The organism is Amycolatopsis sp. cmx-11-32, from assembly GCF_047608695.1.
Classification (GTDB): domain Bacteria; phylum Actinomycetota; class Actinomycetes; order Mycobacteriales; family Pseudonocardiaceae; genus Amycolatopsis.
In genome coordinates this window covers 32,669-47,797 of the sequence record NZ_JADNQN010000012.1, presented here as the reverse complement: position 1 = coordinate 47,797, position 15,129 = coordinate 32,669, and the positions used below count along the sequence as shown (strand labels likewise).

The following is a 15,129-nucleotide window of genomic DNA, read 5'->3' as shown; positions in this document are numbered from 1 at the left end:
GGGAATGCCCGGTTTGTCACCGGGGTATGAGGTCGGTGATGACCCAGCCGTCGCCTTCGCGTTCGGCGGTGACCGAAAGCTGGGCAGCGGCCGTCGTCGAAGAATTGTTGTCGGCCCGGGTCGCCGCTTGATCGAGGAATACCAGCAGTCGTGCTTTGCCGCCGTCGAGTTCTTGGACGGCGGATGAGGAGACGCGGGTAGTGAGGACGAGTTTCTGCGCCGGAGCCTTTTCCCTGACTTGGGCGAACAACAGGTTGTACGACTCCAGCGCCTTACCTCTCAGCGCCGAAGCGGCCGCCTTTTCGGTGACGTCGGTCCGGTCGTAGGAATAGGAGAAGACCTTGTTGAGCGCCACCGTCACCGCGGAGTTCACCTCGGCCGTCGCGCCGACATCGGTGAGCGCGGTGTTGGCCGCCGACGGCGCCGCCGAGATCGACCTCGCCTCCAGCGTGAACCAGGCTCCCGCCGCCACCAGTACGGCGGCCGCGACCAGCAGGATCAGCGAGGTTTTCAGCCGTCGGGACGGCTGCTCGGTGACGACCTCGGTCTCGGTTTCGACTGCGGTTTCGACTGCGGGCTCGGGGGTGGGGGCGGGTTCGGTGACGGCGTTCGCGTCGGTATCGGCCGTGGCGGTCATCGCGCACCCACCGGGAGCTGGTCGAGCGCGCTGAGCTTCCAGCCTTCGCCGGTCCGGGTCATCCCGGCGGCGAACCGGTTGCGCTTCGTCGTCGGCGCCGCGCCCTCCCGCGCCATCGTGATCTCCACCGAGGCCAGCAGCTTGGCCGTTCCCGCGTGGTCGTCCAGTTCGCTGATCGCCGCGTCGAGCACCTTGCCCGTCGAGACCGTCGCGTTCTTGGTCAGCGTCTGCTTCGTCACGTCGTCGGTCTTGCCGAGCTGATCGCGCAGCGGACCGGTCGACGCGGCGAGCCAGTCGGCGATGCCCTGGTCGATCCGATGGTGGTCGAGGCTGGTCAGCCGGGCGACGAGTTCACGTCCGGTCTTCAGCGCTTCGTCACGCGAGTTCCCGTAGGCAACGGCCTCGGAACCCGTCGCGGTGAACCAGGTGTACCCGGCCCATCCCGCGAACGCGCAGGCCGCGACGAACACGGCGATCGCGATCTTCAGTTGCGCAGCCACAACATCTCCTCGAGGCTGGTGGACGTCGGCTGGCCGTCGGCGCCGAACCCGCCGGGGACGGCGGCGGGCGGGACGCCGCCCTTCGGCGCGTTCTGCGAACCGCGGACCGAACTCGGGTTGCCCTTTTCGAGCGTGCACGCGGCACCGGTGTTGAACGGCAGGGCCGAGAGGTCCCTGCTGTCGCGGATCTTCGTGTCCCCGTAGCCCTTGGTGCACGGCATCGGGTCGAAGAAGGTCAGGACCAGCTCGATCTTCCCGGACTTGTCGTCGACCGACGCGTCGACCGCCGATACCGCCTTCGGGGTGTTGATCAGCAGTTGCCGCAGGCCGTCGGTGCGCGCGGAGAACACCTGCGAGGTGGTGAGCAGGTTCGCCAGCAGGATCGGCAGACCCGGTTCGTTGTCCCGCAGCAGCCCGGAAATCTGGGTCGCCGCTTCGGGCGCGGTCGCGATCAAGGTGCGGAGGTCACCGTCCGAACGGGACAGCTGTTCGGCGAACTGCTTGGCGTTGTCGCTGAACTGCCGCCACGCCTGCGACGAGTCGACCTGGGTCTTCAGCACGGTCGCGCCGTCGGTCAGCAGTTTCTCCGTCTGCGGCAGGTGGTTCGCGGCCTGCTTGGTGAAGTCGGTGGTGGAATCGAGCAGCACCTGGAGGTCCGCGCCGGAACCACGTAGGGCGTTGTCGAGTTCGTCGACCACGATCCGCAGGTCATCGGTCGGCACGGACGCGGTCAGTGAGTCCAGGTCGGTCAGCAGGTGCTGCACCGGCAGCGGCACGCTCGTCGCCTCACGCGGGATGACCGAACCTTCGGCGAGGAACGGGCCGTCGCCGGTCCGCGGTTGCAGGTCGACGAACTGCTCGCCGACCGCGGACCGGTTCGCCACGACCGCCCGTGAATTCGCGGGGATCCGCGGCGCGTCGTCGTCGATCAGCAGATCCGCTTCCATGCCACCGGCGGTGAGCCGCAGTTCGCCGACCCGGCCGACGGCGACGCCGCGGTAGGTCACCTCGCCGTTGGTGAACAGGCCGCCCCCGTCGGTCAGCGCGAGTTTCACGGTGTACCCGCTCGCCCCGAAGAGACGGTCGAGCCCCGCGTAGCTGGCCCCGACGAACGCCGTCGTGGCCAACGCGATGATGACGAACGCGATCACCTGGATCCGGACACGGGCGGTGAGCATCAGCTACCTCCGGAGGAGGGCAGCGGCAAGGTCGGGAGACCCGGCGGGACGCCTTCGCCCGGAGGCGGGAGTTCGACGCCCGGTCCCGGGATGAGGGAGGCGTAGACGTTCAGGTAGTCGCCCTTGATCCCCTCTCGCACGGCGTCGGTGAACGGGAACGTCGGCAGGATCTCCAGCGACTGGGGCAGGCTCTCGCCGGCGTCGGCCAGCCGTTTGAGGATCGGCGCGAGCGCGGTCAGATCGGCGACGAGATCGTCGCGGCTCTTCTTGATCACGTCGACGCCGACGCCGGAGAGCTGGTCCAGCGCCTGCAGCATCGAGACCAGCTGGGTGCGCTGATCGGAGAGGCTCCGCAGACCAGGGGTGAGGTCGGTGAGCGCGCCTTCGACCTGCTTCTTCCGGTTGGCCAGTGTCGTCGAGAGGTGGTTGAGCCCGTCGAGCGCCGAAGTGATGTCGGTGCGGTGCGTGTCAAGGTTGGCCACCAACTGCTCCACAGTGGACAGGAACGAGCGGATCTCCTCCTCGTTGCCGTCCATCACCTTCGACAGTTCGCGGTTGATGGTCTGCAGCTGGCCGATGCCACCACCGTTGAGCAGCAGGGACAGCGCGCCGAAGATCTCCTCGAACTCGGGGTTGCGGTTCGTGCTCGCGACGGGGATGGTCGCGCCCTCGCCCAGTCTGCCTTCGGCTTTCGCCGCGCTCGGCGCGAGTTCGATGAACTTCTCACCGAGCAGGCTGGACTGCCGCAGCCGGGCGATGGCGTTGGCGGGCAGGAGAACGTCGCCGTTGACCACCAGGACGGTTTCGGCCGTCCAGCCGTCTTCGCCGAGCTGGATCGTCTCGACGCGGCCGACCGGGACGTCGCCCACCTTTACCGCGGCCTGCGGGACCAGGTCGAGCACGTCGGCGAACTGCACGGTCACCCGGTACGGATGGTCGCCGATGTCCGCGCCACCGGGAAGCGGCAGGTCGTAGACGCCCTTGAAATCACCGGAACAGCCGGTGAGCGCGACGCAGCAGGCGGCGAGCACGGCGATGGCGCGTTTCCTGGTCATCATCGCCCCCCGACGTAGGTGTCACCGGTGGGAGGCAGCGGGAGCGGGGCGTATTCGAGCAGGTTGCCGCGGCTCTGCAGTTTCCCGGTCTTCGGGTCGACGGCCTCGAGCACGTTCGTCACCGCCAGCGGGATCGTGTCGAGGGTTTCGGCCAGCGCGGCGCGTTTGTCGACCAGTGTCCCGGTGGTCACCGCGAGCTTGTCCACATTGGACTTGATCAGCGCGCGATTGTCGCGGATGAACTTCTGGATCTCGGCCAGCGCGCCGCCGAGACCGTTGAGCGCGCCGGCGAGTTCGTCCTTGTTCCGGGCGAGGGTGCCGGTGACCGAGGCGAGCTGCTTGTTGACCTCGCTGACGTTCCGGTCGTTGGTCGCCAGCATCGAGGTGAACCGCTGCAGTTCGTCGACGGTGGCGAACAGGCTCTCCGAATTCCCGGACAGGGTCCTGGCGAGGTCGGCGAAATTGCGCACCGACTCGTTGAACGGTTTGCCGTTGCCCTGCAGGTTCTTCGCGCCGGTGCGCAGCAGTTCCGAGAGCGCGCCGTCGGCGTTCGCCCCCTTGGGCCCGAGCGCCTTGGCGAGGGTGTCGAGGCTGGAGTAGAGCTGGTCGAGTTCCACCGGCGTGCCGGTACGTTCGACGGGGATCACCGCGCCGTCGCCCAGCCGGTTCCCGGAGCGGGTGAGCTTGGTGAACTGGACGTACCGGTCGGCCACCACGCTCGGTGCCACGACCAGGACGCCTGAGTCGACGGCGATCGGCGTGGAACCGTCGACGGTCAGCACGACCTTGACCTGTTCCCCTTCCGGGGTAACCGATTCGACCTGCCCGACGCGGACGCCGAGCACCCGCACGTCCGATCCACTGTAGACACCGACGGCGCGGGAGAAGTACACGGTGACGCGGTCGAGCCCGCTGCCGGAGAAGATCCACCAGAGACCGCCGACGACGGTCAGCGCCAGCACGAGTGCCAGGGTGACGAATCTGCTGGTCATCGGCCACCTCCCGGCATCTTCGGGGTGCACGGGTCCCGATTCTCCGGGACGAGACCGCACAGGTAGCCGTCCACCCAGCGTCCGTTGCCGAGCGAGTTGTTCACCACGCGGAAGTACGGCGCGGCGAGGTCGAGGCTCTTGGCGAGATTGTCGTTCTGCCGCTGCAGGATGTCGGTCACCTCTCCGAGCTGGCTGAGCGCGCCGCCGAGCTGGTCCTTGTTGTCCTTCACCAGGCCCGAAAGCTGGGTGGCGAGGTCTTTCGTGCCGGTGAGCAGGTCGTGGATCGCCTGCCGCCGGTTGTCCAGTTCGGTCAGCAGGAGGTTGCCGTCCGAAAGGAGTTTGGCGAAGTCGTCGTTCGAGTTCGCGAGCGTGGTGGTGAGACCGTGGGCGTTCGACAGCAGGCTGGCGAGTTCGTTGTCCCTGGAGGACACGGTCTTCGACAGCGACGTCAGCCCGTCGAGTGCTTTCCGGATGTGCTCTGGCGAGTTCTTGAACGTGTCGCTGAGCGTGGTGAAGCTCTCCGCGAGCTGGTCGGTGTCGATCGCGCCCGCGGTGTCGGCCAGCCCGTTGAACGCCTCGGTGACGTCGTAGGGCGTCACGGTCCGGGTGCGCGGGATGACCTGCTTCGGGTTCTGCACCGTCTCGCCGGTGGGGCGCAGCGAGAGGAACTTCCGGCCAAGCAGGGTCTTGATCTTGATCTCGGCGGCGGTCTTGTCGCCGACCCACGCGTCCTTGACCCGGAAGCTGACCACCACATGGTCTTCGGCCAGTGCGACGTCGCTCACCTCGCCGACCTTGATCCCGGCGATCCGGACCTCGTCGTCGGTCTGCAACCCGGCCGCCTCGGAGAATTCGGCCTGGTAGGTGGTTCCGGAGCCGATGATCGGGAGGTCCTGATAGTTGAGCGTCGCGGCCAGCAGCCCGGCGGCGACGACGCTGCCGACGAGACCGATGACGATCGGGTTCCGTTCCTTGAAAGGTTTCACGAAGTGCACCTCTCCGCCGTCGCCGGTACCCCGCGGGGAGGGGTGCTCCGGAGGACGGCCGAGCACAGGTAGAAGTTCATCCACGATCCGTAGGAGCCGATCCGCCCCAATTCGTTCAGCTTCCCCGGGAGGACGGTGAGGACCCGCTCGACTTCGGCCTTGCCGGTGTCGGTCGTCAGCTGACCGGAGAGCAGGCCGAGACCTTCGATGCTGTCCTTGAGCGGCTTCCTGCCCTGTTCGAGCAGACCGGCCGTGGCGGTGGTGAGGTCCGCGATCCCGGAGATCGCTTCCCCGATCTCGGTCCGGTCTCCGGCGAGGCCGGACACCAGCTCCCGCAGCGTGGAGACCAAAGTGGACAGTGCGTCGCCCTTGCCGTTGATGGTCTTCAGCACCGTGTCCAGATTCGTGATCACGTCACCGATGACCTTGTCGCGACCGGCGAGGGTGGTGGTCAGCGAACCCGTGTGCGCCAGCAGGCTTTCCACCGTGCCGCCTTCGCCTTGCAGCACCTGGACGATCTCGCCGGAGAGCTGGTTGACGTCCTTCGGGGACAACGCCTGGAACAGCGGTTTGAAGCCGTTGAACAGTTCCGTGAGGTCGAGCGCGGGAGTCGTGCGCTCCAGCGGGATCTCCGCTCCGGGCTCGAGGAGTTCGCCTGCGCCCTTGCCGCGTTCGAGGGCGATGTAGCGCTGACCGACCATGTTGCGGTACTTGATCACCGCGGTCACGTCGGCGGGCAGCCTGCGCTGGGAGTCGAGGGTGAACTTGATCCTGGCCAGGCTGTGGTCGGCGATCTCGAGTTGCTCGATCTGGCCGACCCGCACGCCGGAGATCCGGACGTCGTCACCGACGTTCAGCGAAGTCGCGTCGAGGAATTTGGCGCTGTAGGTCTTGGTGTCGCCGAGGCCGGTGTTCGTGATGGACACCGCCAGCAGCACCGTGGCCAGTGTCGTGACGACGACGAAGATCAGCCCCTTGATCAGGGGGCTCACGAAGTTCCTCATCGCAGGGTCACCTCCGTGCCCCGGTAGAGCGGGCCGACGAGCACGCTGCCCCACGCGGGGACCTGATTGGCCGGGACACCGGCCGACGGCGCGACCAGGGTGGAGATCAGTTCCCGTTCCTGCGGCGAGTTCGCCAAGCCGAGGTCACCTTCCGTACCGGGCATCGAATCGCTGCCGACGGCGGCGATTCCCTGGCTCATCAGGCCGTTCGACGGATAGCAGCGCGGTTCACCGGTGGCGTTGTAGACCGGGTCGTCCTTGCCGGGCACGTATTTCTCGCGCGGCTGGCTGATGGTGATCTCCGCGTGCAGTCCGGGTTCGTCGGTGCCCTTGCCCAGCACCTTGTCCATCTGGGGCTTCAGTTTGGCCAGCGCGTCCAGCGTGCAGGCGAAACTCGGGGAGTACTTCGCGGCGACCTCGAGCGGTGCCCGGCTGTCGGCGGCGAGGGCGATGATGTTGGCGCGGTTGTTGGTGAGGAACGTGGTGATGTGCTGGGAAGACGACGTCACCCGCTGGTACACCGTCGCCAGTTCCGCCCGCTTCTCCTCGACGGTGTCGAGCGTGACCGCCGAGGCGCTCAACGCGTCGAGGAGATCCGGTGCGATGTCGCCGTATAGCTTCGAAACCATAGCCAGGTCGCGGATGTTGTCGTTCAGCGCCGGGAGGTTCGGGTTGAACTTCTTCAGGTAGTCCGCCGCGGTGGCCAGGGTGTCGCCGATCTGGTCGCCGCGGCCTTCCAGCGCGGTGGCGACCGTGGTCAGCGTGGTGGCGAGTTTCTGCGGCTGCACCGCTTTGAGCAGTGGCAACAGGTTGTCGAAGACCCGCTCGAGTTCGATCGCGTTGGCCGAGCGGTCCTGGGGGATCACGTCACCCGAGCTCAAGGGTTCGGCCGTCGATCCATCCGGAATGGACAGTTGCACGTAGCGTTCGCCGAACAAAGTCTTCGGCACGAGGAGCGCGGACACGTTCTTCGGCAGCTGGGAGACCTTGCCGGGCTCCATGGCCAGGTCGATCTCCGCGCCCGCCGTCGTCGCGCGGACGTCGCGGATCTCGCCGACCACCACACCCCGCGCCTTGACCTGCCCGCCGACGCGCAACTGGTTGCCGACCCGGTCCGCCCGCAGGGTCACCGGGACCGATTCGACGAAATCCTTCTGGTAGATCTTGATCGACAGCAGCACGAAGGCGGACATCACCACCAGGAACAACACCCCGGCCGTCCTGACCCCGGCTTTGCGCAGCCCACGCCGGCTCATCCGGCCACCTGCACCGTCGTGGTCGCGCCCCAGATCGCGAGGCTGAGGAAGAAGTCCAGCACGCTGACCGCCACGATCGCGGTCCGCACCCCGCGGCCGACCGCCACGCCCACCCCCGCGGGGCCGCCGCTCGCGCGAAAGCCGTAGTAACAATGGGCGAGCACGATCACCACACTGAACACCAGCACCTTGCCGAACGACCAAAGCACGTCGCCGGGTGGCAGGAACAACAGGAAGTAATGGTCGTAGGTGCCCGCGGACTGGCCGTAGAACCAGACGGTGATCTGGCGCGACGCGAGATACGAGGTCAGCAGGCCGATCGCGTACAACGGGATGACCGCGAGGAAGCCCGCGATGATCCGGGTGGTCACCAGGTACGGGACACTGGGGATGCCCATCACTTCGAGCGCGTCGATCTCCTCGGAGATCCGCATCGCGCCCAGCTGCGCGGTGAATCCGCAGCCGACGGTCGCCGACAGGGCGAGGCCCGCGACGAGCGGCGCGATCTCACGCGTGTTGAAGTAGGCGGAAACGAATCCGGCGAACGCCGACGTGCCGACCTGGTTGAGCGCCGAGTAGCCTTGGAGCCCGACGACCGTGCCGGTGAACACGGTCATCCCGATCATCACGCCGATCGTGCCGCCGATGACCGCGAGCGCGCCGCTGCCGAAGCTCACTTCGGCCAGCAGACGGGTGATCTCGCGGAGGTAGCGGTGCATCGCGCGCGGCACCCAGGCGAGCGCTTTGAGGAAGAAGAGGATCTGGTCGCCGAGCGTGTCCAGGAAACCGAACCGGCGGTCCACGGCCTCGCGGACCCGTGTCGCGCGGGTGGGTGTCGTCGTGGTCATCAGCTGCCCTTCGCCGGGACGAGCTGCAGGTAAAGCGTCGTCAGCACGAGGTTCAACAGGAACAGGAGCAGGAACGTGATCACCACGGATTGGTTCACCGCGTCACCGACGCCTTTCGGGCCACCTTTCGGATTGAGCCCGCGATAAGACGCGACGATCGCCGCGACGAAACCGAAGATGACCGCCTTGATCTCGCTGATCCAGAGGTCCGGCAGTTGCGCGAGAGCGGAGAAACTCGCCAGATACGCACCCGGTGTCCCGTTCTGCATGATGACGTTGAAGAAATAGCCGCCGAGGACGCCGACCACGCTGACCATTCCATTGAGGAATGCCGACACCCCCATCGCGGCGAGTACCCTCGGCACGATCAGGCGCTGGATCGGGGAGACCCCGAGCACCTCCATCGCGTCGATCTCCTCGCGGATCGTGCGTGACCCGAGGTCCGCGCACATCGCCGACCCGCCTGCACCCGCGATCAGCAACGCCGTCACGATCGGGCTGGCCTGCTGGATGATCGCCAGCACACTGGCCGCGCCGGTGAAGGACTGCGCGCCGATCTGCGCGGTCAGCGAGCCGATGTGCAGCGCGATCACCGCGCCGAACGGGATCGCGACCAACGCCGTCGGCAGGATCGACACACTCGCGATGAACCAGAACTGCTGGATCAGTTCACGAGCCTGGAACGGCCGCCGGAAAGTCAGGCGGACGACGTCGAGGGCGAGTGAGTAGAGCCTGCCGGTCTCCCGGAGCGCACTCGCACCGGGAAATGAGGGTGCGTTAGTCCGGACGCCCACGCCGACCCTCCAGTTTTCCGGGCACGGCGAATACACCCCAGGTTGCGCAATTCCTCTGCTCCGAATGGCGGAACGGAATAGTTGAATTGGGGCAACAGGGTGTTACCGTGCGGTTTGCTACTGGTCGGTACGCTAATCACGTGCCTGCTTGGTGACAAGAACTTCGGTGCGATCAAGACGTCACGTCCTGATAACCGGTGAATTCTTGTCCCTTTGTGACAAAGGCGGGTGTGGGTCTTGTCGGTTCTTTCGTGTTCGGGGATGTGACGGCGGGGCCGGGTTGGTTGAGGGCGAGTGTTCGGTGGGTGCCACACCCTCATGGGGGTCCAAGACTCTCGAGCGGTCCTCGATCGGCCCTTCGGCCAAGAGGTCCTGCCCCTTGCCTTGCGCAGTAGATAGGGATGCCTTGGGCGTGCTACGACCCACCCGGGTGTCGCGAAAGCCACTTTCGCGACATCAGATGTCCCGAAAGTGGCTTTCGCGACACGGCCAGCCGGCAGTAGATGCCCAAGACACTCTTGGCCCTAACCCCGAATCGCCACTCACGACCACCCGGCCCACTCGGTACCGGCGCCGTGGCGCGAAGGTCGAGATTCCTCGGCTGAACTGGTCCGTGAAGGGCTCCTTGAGGGACCCTGAGTCCCTCAAAGAGCCCTTCACGGACCAGCGTGTCGGGCAGTTGGGCCAGCGCCAGGGCTTCAGGGCTTCAGCGCGCCAGGTCGGACACCAGTTCGTACGACCGCACCCGGTCCGCCTGGTCGTGCACCATGGTCGTGATCATCAGCTCGTTCGCGGCCGTGTCGGTCAGCAGCGTCTCGAGTCCCTTGTGGACCGTTTCTGGCGAGCCGATGATGCTGCTCGAAGCCCGGTCCTCGATGAACACGCGCTCGATGTCGGTGTACGGGTAGGCCGCCGCGTCTTCCGGCGTCGGCAGCGGGATCGGGCGGCCCTTGCGCAGGCTGAGGAAGGTCAGGCCGCTCGGGGCGGCCAGGTACTGGGCCCGCTCGTCGGTGTCGGCGGCCACCACGGACACGCCGAGCATCACGTACGGCTCGTCCAGGACGTCCGACGGTTTGAACGCGTCGCGGTAGATGGCCACGGCGGGAAGTGTGTTCTCGGCGCTGAAGTGGTGCGCGAACGAGAACGGCAGGCCCAGTTCGCCCGCCATCCGAGCGCTGAAGCCGCTCGACCCGAGCAGCCACACCGGCGGCTTGTTGCCCTCGGCGGTCACGGCGTTGACCGCGCGCTGGTCGGAGTGCTCGAAGTAGGCCAGCAGTTCCGCGAACTGCTGCGGGAAGTTCTCGGCGGTGAGCCCGCCGGGGCCGCGCAGCGCCAGCGCCGTCCGCTGGTCGGTGCCGGGGGCGCGGCCGATGCCGAGATCGATCCGGCCGGGGTGGAACGCCTCCAGGGTGCCGAACTGTTCGGCCACCACCAGCGGCGCGTGGTTCGGCAGCATGACCCCGCCGGAGCCGACCCGGATGCGTTCGGTGGCCGCCGCGACCTGGCCGATCATCACGGCGGTCGCGGAGCTCGCGATACCGGGCATGTTGTGGTGCTCGGCGAGCCAGTACCGGTGATAGCCGAGTTCCTCGGTCCGGCGGGCCAGGTCGAGGGTGTTGCGCAGCGAATCGCCCACACCGCCCCCGGCCACGACGGGCGAGAGGTCGAGCACGGACAGCGGGATGTCAGGCAAAGAGGTCACGCCCGTACAACGCGGCGGGCACCTGATCCCTTCCCGTGACTCAGGACACCTGTCGGGCGATCGAAATTAACCGACGTGATCAGGCCCGTACTCGACTGACTTTGCCCGTTTCCACGGTACGGTTGCCACCGAATGCGAGCGTGGGAAAACCACTGCAAAGAAAGGATTAAGGGGTGCCGCGTCCGGAGCGACCTTTGGACCCCGGGGACGATCCGTTGCTGGAGTTCGCCGCCGATCTCCGGCGATTGCGGGAGAAAGCCGGAAACCCGACGTACCGCGAGCTGGGCAGGCGTGCCCACTATTCCGCGGGCACCCTGTCCGAGGCCGCCGGCGGGAAGAAGATGCCCAGCTTGGCGGTGGCCTTGGCCTACGTCCGGGCGTGTGACGGGCCCGAGGCGGAGTGGGCGGCCCGATGGCACGACGTGACCGAGCGGACGCGCGCTGGAGTCAGCGATTCACCGGTTGTCCCGTCGAATGGGGAATCGGCCCCTTATATCGGGTTGACCGCATTCGGGCCGGATGACGCGAGCCGATTCTTCGGTCGCGAACGACTTGTCGAGAAACTCGTCACCAGGCTTTCGGGGCAGCGATTTCTCGCCGTTCTGGGCGCCTCCGGTTCCGGTAAGTCGTCGTTGCTCCGGGCGGGCCTGGTGCCCGCCGTCGGCGAAAAGTCCGTCACCTTGCTGATGTCCCCCGGTTCCCGGCCGCTGCAGGAGTGCGCCGTCCAGTTCGGCGCCGCGCTCGGGCTCGCGCCCGGCGGGCTGCTCGCCGAGTTCACCGGACACCCACGCAACCTCGGCCTCGCCGCCCGTCAGCTGGTCGCCGACCGCGAGGGCGACGTCGTGCTGGTCGTCGACCAGTTCGAAGAGGTCTTCACACTCTGCCAGGACGCCGACGAGCGGGCGGCCTTCCTGTCCGCGCTGATCACCGCGACGACCGAGCCGGAAAGCCGGACCCGGGTAGTCCTCGGCATCCGCACCGACTTCTACACGCACTGCGCGCGGCATCCCGAACTGGTCGAGGCCATGCAGGACGCGCAGATCCTCGTCGGCCCGATGAGCACCGAGGAACTGCGGCAAGCCATCTCGCGACCGGCGATCGACGCCGGGTACCGCGTCGAGAACGCGCTGGTCTCACGACTCGTCGCCGACGCGACCGGGCAGCCCGGCGTGCTGCCGCTGCTCTCGCACGCACTGCTGGAGACCTGGCGCCGCCGCCACGGCAACACCCTCACCCTCACCGGCTACGAGTCCACCGGCGGGATCGAACGGTCGGTCGCACAGACCTCCGAGCACACCTTCACCGCGCTGAGCGAACGTCAGCAGCGGCTGGCGAACCAGATCTTCCTGCGGATGACGGCGCTCGGCGAAGGCACCGAGGACACCAAACGCCGCATCACCCGCGACGAGGTGGACGCCGACGACCCGGACGTCGCCGTCGTGCTGGACAGGCTGGCGTCGTCACGGCTGGTCACCCTCGACGACAACGGCATCGAGATCGCGCACGAGGCGCTGATCCGCGGCTGGCCGCGCCTGCGCGAGTGGCTCGCCGAGGACCGTGAGGGCCTGCGCGTGCACCGCCAGCTCACCGAGGCGACCGACGCGTGGGAATCGGTCGGCCGCGACGACGGCTGGCTCCACCGTGGCGCACGACTGGCCATCGCCGTGGAATGGGCCAGCGCGCACGACAGCGCGCTCTCCCAGCGCGAACGCCGGTTCCTCGACGCGAGCGTGGCCATCGAGAACCACGAGCAGGCCGTCGCGCGGCGCCGGACGCGGCGGCTGCGCCAGCTGGTCGCGCTGCTGGCCGTGCTGCTGGTGCTGGCGACGGCCGCGATGGTGTACGCCGTCCGGGCCGAACAGACCGCGACCAGCCAGCGCAACAGCGCGCTCGCGCAGAAGGTCGCCGGGCAGGCAGGCGGGATGCGGGAGACGAACCCGGCGCTGGCCGCGCAGCTCGCGCTGGCGGCGTACCGCATCGATCCGGGGGCGGAGACCCGCAGCAGTGTGCTCGGGATGTTCGAGTCGCCGTATTCGACCCGCCTCGACGGGCACGCGAACCGCGTCAACTCGACCGCCCTGCGCGGCGACGGCCAGGTGCTGGTGACCGGGAGCTGGGACCAGACGGCCAAGTTGTGGGATGTCAAGGACCCCCATCGGCCGATCGAACTGGCCACGCTGTCCGGGCACACCGCCAACGTCAACTCGGTGGCGTTCAGCGCCGACGGCGGTGCGGTCGCGACGGCGGGCTGGGATGACACCGCGCGCCTGTGGAACGTCGCCGATCCGGCGAAACCCGGGTCGGGCGTGGTGGTCGGGGCGCATCCGAGCCGGGTCAACGCGGTGGCGTTCAGCCCGAAGGCGGCGGTGCTCGCCACCGCGGACGGCGAGGGCGCGGTGCGGCTGTTCGACGTCCGCGATCTCGCGAGGCCGATGCTCATGGCCACCCTCACCGGGCACACCGGCAACATCAACGGGCTGGCCTACGCCCCCGACGGGCGGACACTCGTTTCGACCGGCGCCGACAAGACCGCGCGGCTGTGGGACGTCGCCGACCCGCGCACGGCCAAGCCGCTCGGCGTGGTGACCGGGCACACCGGCCTCGTCCACGCCGCGGCGTTCAGCCCGGACGGTCGCACGCTGGCCACCGCGAGCGCGGACCAGACCGCGCGCCTGTGGACCATCGCCGACCCGCTGGCGCCGTCGCCGCTGGGAACGATGGCCGCGCACCGGACCATCGTGCGGTCGGTGGCGTTCAGCCCCAACGGGACGACGCTGGCCACGACCGGTTTCGACCGCAACGCGCGGCTGTGGGACGTCACCGATCCGAAGGTGCCACGCGAGAAACCCCTGCTCACCGGGCACACCGCGGCGGTGGTCTGGGCGGTGTTCTCCCGCGACGGCCGCACACTGGTCACCGCGAGCGACGACCAGACGGTGCGGCTGTGGGATCTGCCGGGGCCCGCGATCAGCGGTCCGGCGAGGTCGGCGTGCCGGGCGGTGTTCAGCTCCGACGGAAAACTGCTGGCCACCGGCAGTCAGGACGGCGCGGTGCGCCTGGTCGACGTCACCGACACCCGCAACCCGCGTGAGCTGAGCAAGGTCACCGGCTTCAGCGAGGGTGTCTGCGGTCTCGCGTTCAGCCCGGACGGCCGGGCACTCGCGGCGGGCTCCTGGGATCACACGATGCGGCTGATCGACGTCAGCGATCCGCGTGAACCGGTCGACGCCGGCGTCTTCACCAGGCCAGAGGAGGAGGTCGACCCGGTCGCGTTCAGCCCGGACGGGCGGACGCTCGCGACCGCGGGCAGCGGGCACACGGTGAAGCTGTGGGACGTGGCCGACATCCGGAGACCCGTCGAACTCGCGACCCTCACCGGGCACGACGACGACGTCCATTCGATCGCGTTCGGCCCGGACGGCCGCACCCTGCTGACCGGTGGCTGGGACCACACCGCGCGGTTATGGGACATCTCCCTGGCGAAGGCGCCGAAGCAGCTTTCGGTGCTGAAGGGACACACCGACACGGTGTTCTCGGTGGCCTACAGCCCGGACGGCGAATTCGCCGCCACCGGCGGCGCCGACCGCACCGCGCGGCTCTGGGACGTGACGAACCCGGCGGCGCCTCGCGAGGCCGCACTGCTCACCGGGCACACCGACAACGTCATCTCGGTGGCGTTCAGCGGGGACGGGAAGACCTTCGCGACCGGCAGCTACGACCGGTCCGTGCGACTATGGGATGTCTCCGATCCGGGCGCGGTCCGCGAAACGGCGACCCTGACCGACGATGTCGACCGGGTCAACGCGGTGGCGTTCGCTCCCGACGGGCACACCCTCGCGGGCTCCGTCGCGGACGGCAGCGTGCGGTTGTGGGAAGCCAGCCCGGAGCGGGCGGCCGAACGCATCTGCGCGACCGTCTACCCGCGGATCACGGCGGCAGAGTGGGAGCAACACCTGGCTGGGCTCGAGTACCGGCCTCCGTGCCCTTGACCACCGCCAATTCGTTGTTCGGCGTTGTTGTTCGGTGGAAGCGCCGTGACACCGAACAACGATTAGACGCTAGAAATACCCCTGGACGTGCGATGCGTCCCGATGTCGTTCACTCACCGGGGGTCTGAAGGGCTCCTTCAGGACATACACCAGTGCCCTGAAGGAGCCCTTCAGCTTATCTACCGCAA

General features: G+C 67.9%; 12 protein-coding genes. 1 reads left to right on the top strand and 11 read right to left on the bottom strand.

Going from position 1 to position 15,129, the window contains the following annotated elements; all coding sequences use genetic code 11:
• Positions 1 to 16 precede the first annotated feature (16 nt).
• The 11 genes from ACM6LR_RS29840 to ACM6LR_RS29790 form a co-directional block, all read right to left on the bottom strand.
• Positions 17 to 637, bottom strand: a complete 621-nt coding sequence (locus ACM6LR_RS29840; RefSeq protein WP_414944997.1) for a hypothetical protein — start codon at positions 635 to 637, stop codon at positions 17 to 19.
• Positions 634 to 1,137 carry a hypothetical protein gene (locus tag ACM6LR_RS29835; RefSeq protein WP_414944996.1) on the bottom strand — a complete coding sequence of 168 codons (504 nt, stop codon included), beginning with the start codon at positions 1,135 to 1,137 and terminating at the stop codon, positions 634 to 636. Before ACM6LR_RS29835 ends, ACM6LR_RS29840 begins: the two co-directional genes overlap by 4 nt.
• A complete protein-coding gene (locus ACM6LR_RS29830; protein ID WP_414944995.1) occupies positions 1,122 to 2,315 on the bottom strand; it encodes an MCE family protein in 1,194 nt (397 codons plus the stop codon). Before ACM6LR_RS29830 ends, ACM6LR_RS29835 begins: the two co-directional genes overlap by 16 nt.
• A complete protein-coding gene (locus tag ACM6LR_RS29825) occupies positions 2,315 to 3,370 on the bottom strand; it encodes an MCE family protein (RefSeq protein ID WP_414944994.1) in 1,056 nt (351 codons plus the stop codon). Before ACM6LR_RS29825 ends, ACM6LR_RS29830 begins: the two co-directional genes overlap by 1 nt.
• Positions 3,370 to 4,362, bottom strand: coding sequence for an MCE family protein (locus ACM6LR_RS29820; protein ID WP_414944993.1), 993 nt, complete (start codon positions 4,360 to 4,362; stop codon positions 3,370 to 3,372). The genes ACM6LR_RS29825 and ACM6LR_RS29820 overlap by 1 nt, the downstream gene beginning before the upstream one ends.
• A complete protein-coding gene (locus ACM6LR_RS29815) occupies positions 4,359 to 5,348 on the bottom strand; it encodes an MCE family protein (protein ID WP_414942112.1) in 990 nt (329 codons plus the stop codon). The genes ACM6LR_RS29820 and ACM6LR_RS29815 overlap by 4 nt, the downstream gene beginning before the upstream one ends.
• Entirely contained in the window at positions 5,345 to 6,352 is a 1,008-nt protein-coding gene (locus tag ACM6LR_RS29810) for an MCE family protein (protein ID WP_414942113.1), read from the bottom strand. The genes ACM6LR_RS29815 and ACM6LR_RS29810 overlap by 4 nt, the downstream gene beginning before the upstream one ends.
• Complete coding sequence (locus ACM6LR_RS29805; protein ID WP_414944992.1) at positions 6,349 to 7,608, bottom strand: MCE family protein; 1,260 nt, start codon at positions 7,606 to 7,608, stop codon at positions 6,349 to 6,351. Before ACM6LR_RS29805 ends, ACM6LR_RS29810 begins: the two co-directional genes overlap by 4 nt.
• Entirely contained in the window at positions 7,605 to 8,456 is an 852-nt protein-coding gene (locus ACM6LR_RS29800; protein ID WP_414942115.1) for an MlaE family ABC transporter permease, read from the bottom strand. The genes ACM6LR_RS29805 and ACM6LR_RS29800 overlap by 4 nt, the downstream gene beginning before the upstream one ends.
• Positions 8,456 to 9,250, bottom strand: coding sequence for an MlaE family ABC transporter permease (locus ACM6LR_RS29795; protein ID WP_414944991.1), 795 nt, complete (start codon positions 9,248 to 9,250; stop codon positions 8,456 to 8,458). The genes ACM6LR_RS29800 and ACM6LR_RS29795 overlap by 1 nt, the downstream gene beginning before the upstream one ends.
• 706 nt (positions 9,251 to 9,956) lie before the next feature.
• Positions 9,957 to 10,952: an LLM class flavin-dependent oxidoreductase gene (locus ACM6LR_RS29790; protein ID WP_414942117.1), complete on the bottom strand. Its 996-nt coding sequence runs from the start codon at positions 10,950 to 10,952 to the stop codon at positions 9,957 to 9,959.
• A gap of 194 nt (positions 10,953 to 11,146) precedes the next feature.
• On the opposite strand from ACM6LR_RS29790, the gene ACM6LR_RS29785 reads away from it, so the two are divergent.
• Positions 11,147 to 14,941: a helix-turn-helix domain-containing protein gene (locus ACM6LR_RS29785; protein WP_414945061.1), complete on the top strand. Its 3,795-nt coding sequence runs from the start codon at positions 11,147 to 11,149 to the stop codon at positions 14,939 to 14,941.
• The last annotated feature ends 188 nt before the right edge of the window (positions 14,942 to 15,129 follow it).

Excerpts from the sequence above, each read along its gene's own strand:
- ACM6LR_RS29825 (WP_414944994.1), bottom strand. The coding sequence starts at position 3,370 with ATGACCAGGAAACGCGCCATCGCCGTGCTCGCCGCCTGCTGCGTCGCG.
- ACM6LR_RS29830 (WP_414944995.1), bottom strand. The coding sequence starts at position 2,315 with ATGCTCACCGCCCGTGTCCGGATCCAGGTGATCGCGTTCGTCATCATC.
- ACM6LR_RS29840 (WP_414944997.1), bottom strand. The coding sequence starts at position 637 with ATGACCGCCACGGCCGATACCGACGCGAACGCCGTCACCGAACCCGCC.
- ACM6LR_RS29810 (WP_414942113.1), bottom strand. The coding sequence starts at position 6,352 with ATGAGGAACTTCGTGAGCCCCCTGATCAAGGGGCTGATCTTCGTCGTC.
- ACM6LR_RS29820 (WP_414944993.1), bottom strand. The coding sequence starts at position 4,362 with ATGACCAGCAGATTCGTCACCCTGGCACTCGTGCTGGCGCTGACCGTC.
- ACM6LR_RS29800 (WP_414942115.1), bottom strand. The coding sequence starts at position 8,456 with ATGACCACGACGACACCCACCCGCGCGACACGGGTCCGCGAGGCCGTG.
- ACM6LR_RS29805 (WP_414944992.1), bottom strand. The coding sequence starts at position 7,608 with ATGAGCCGGCGTGGGCTGCGCAAAGCCGGGGTCAGGACGGCCGGGGTG.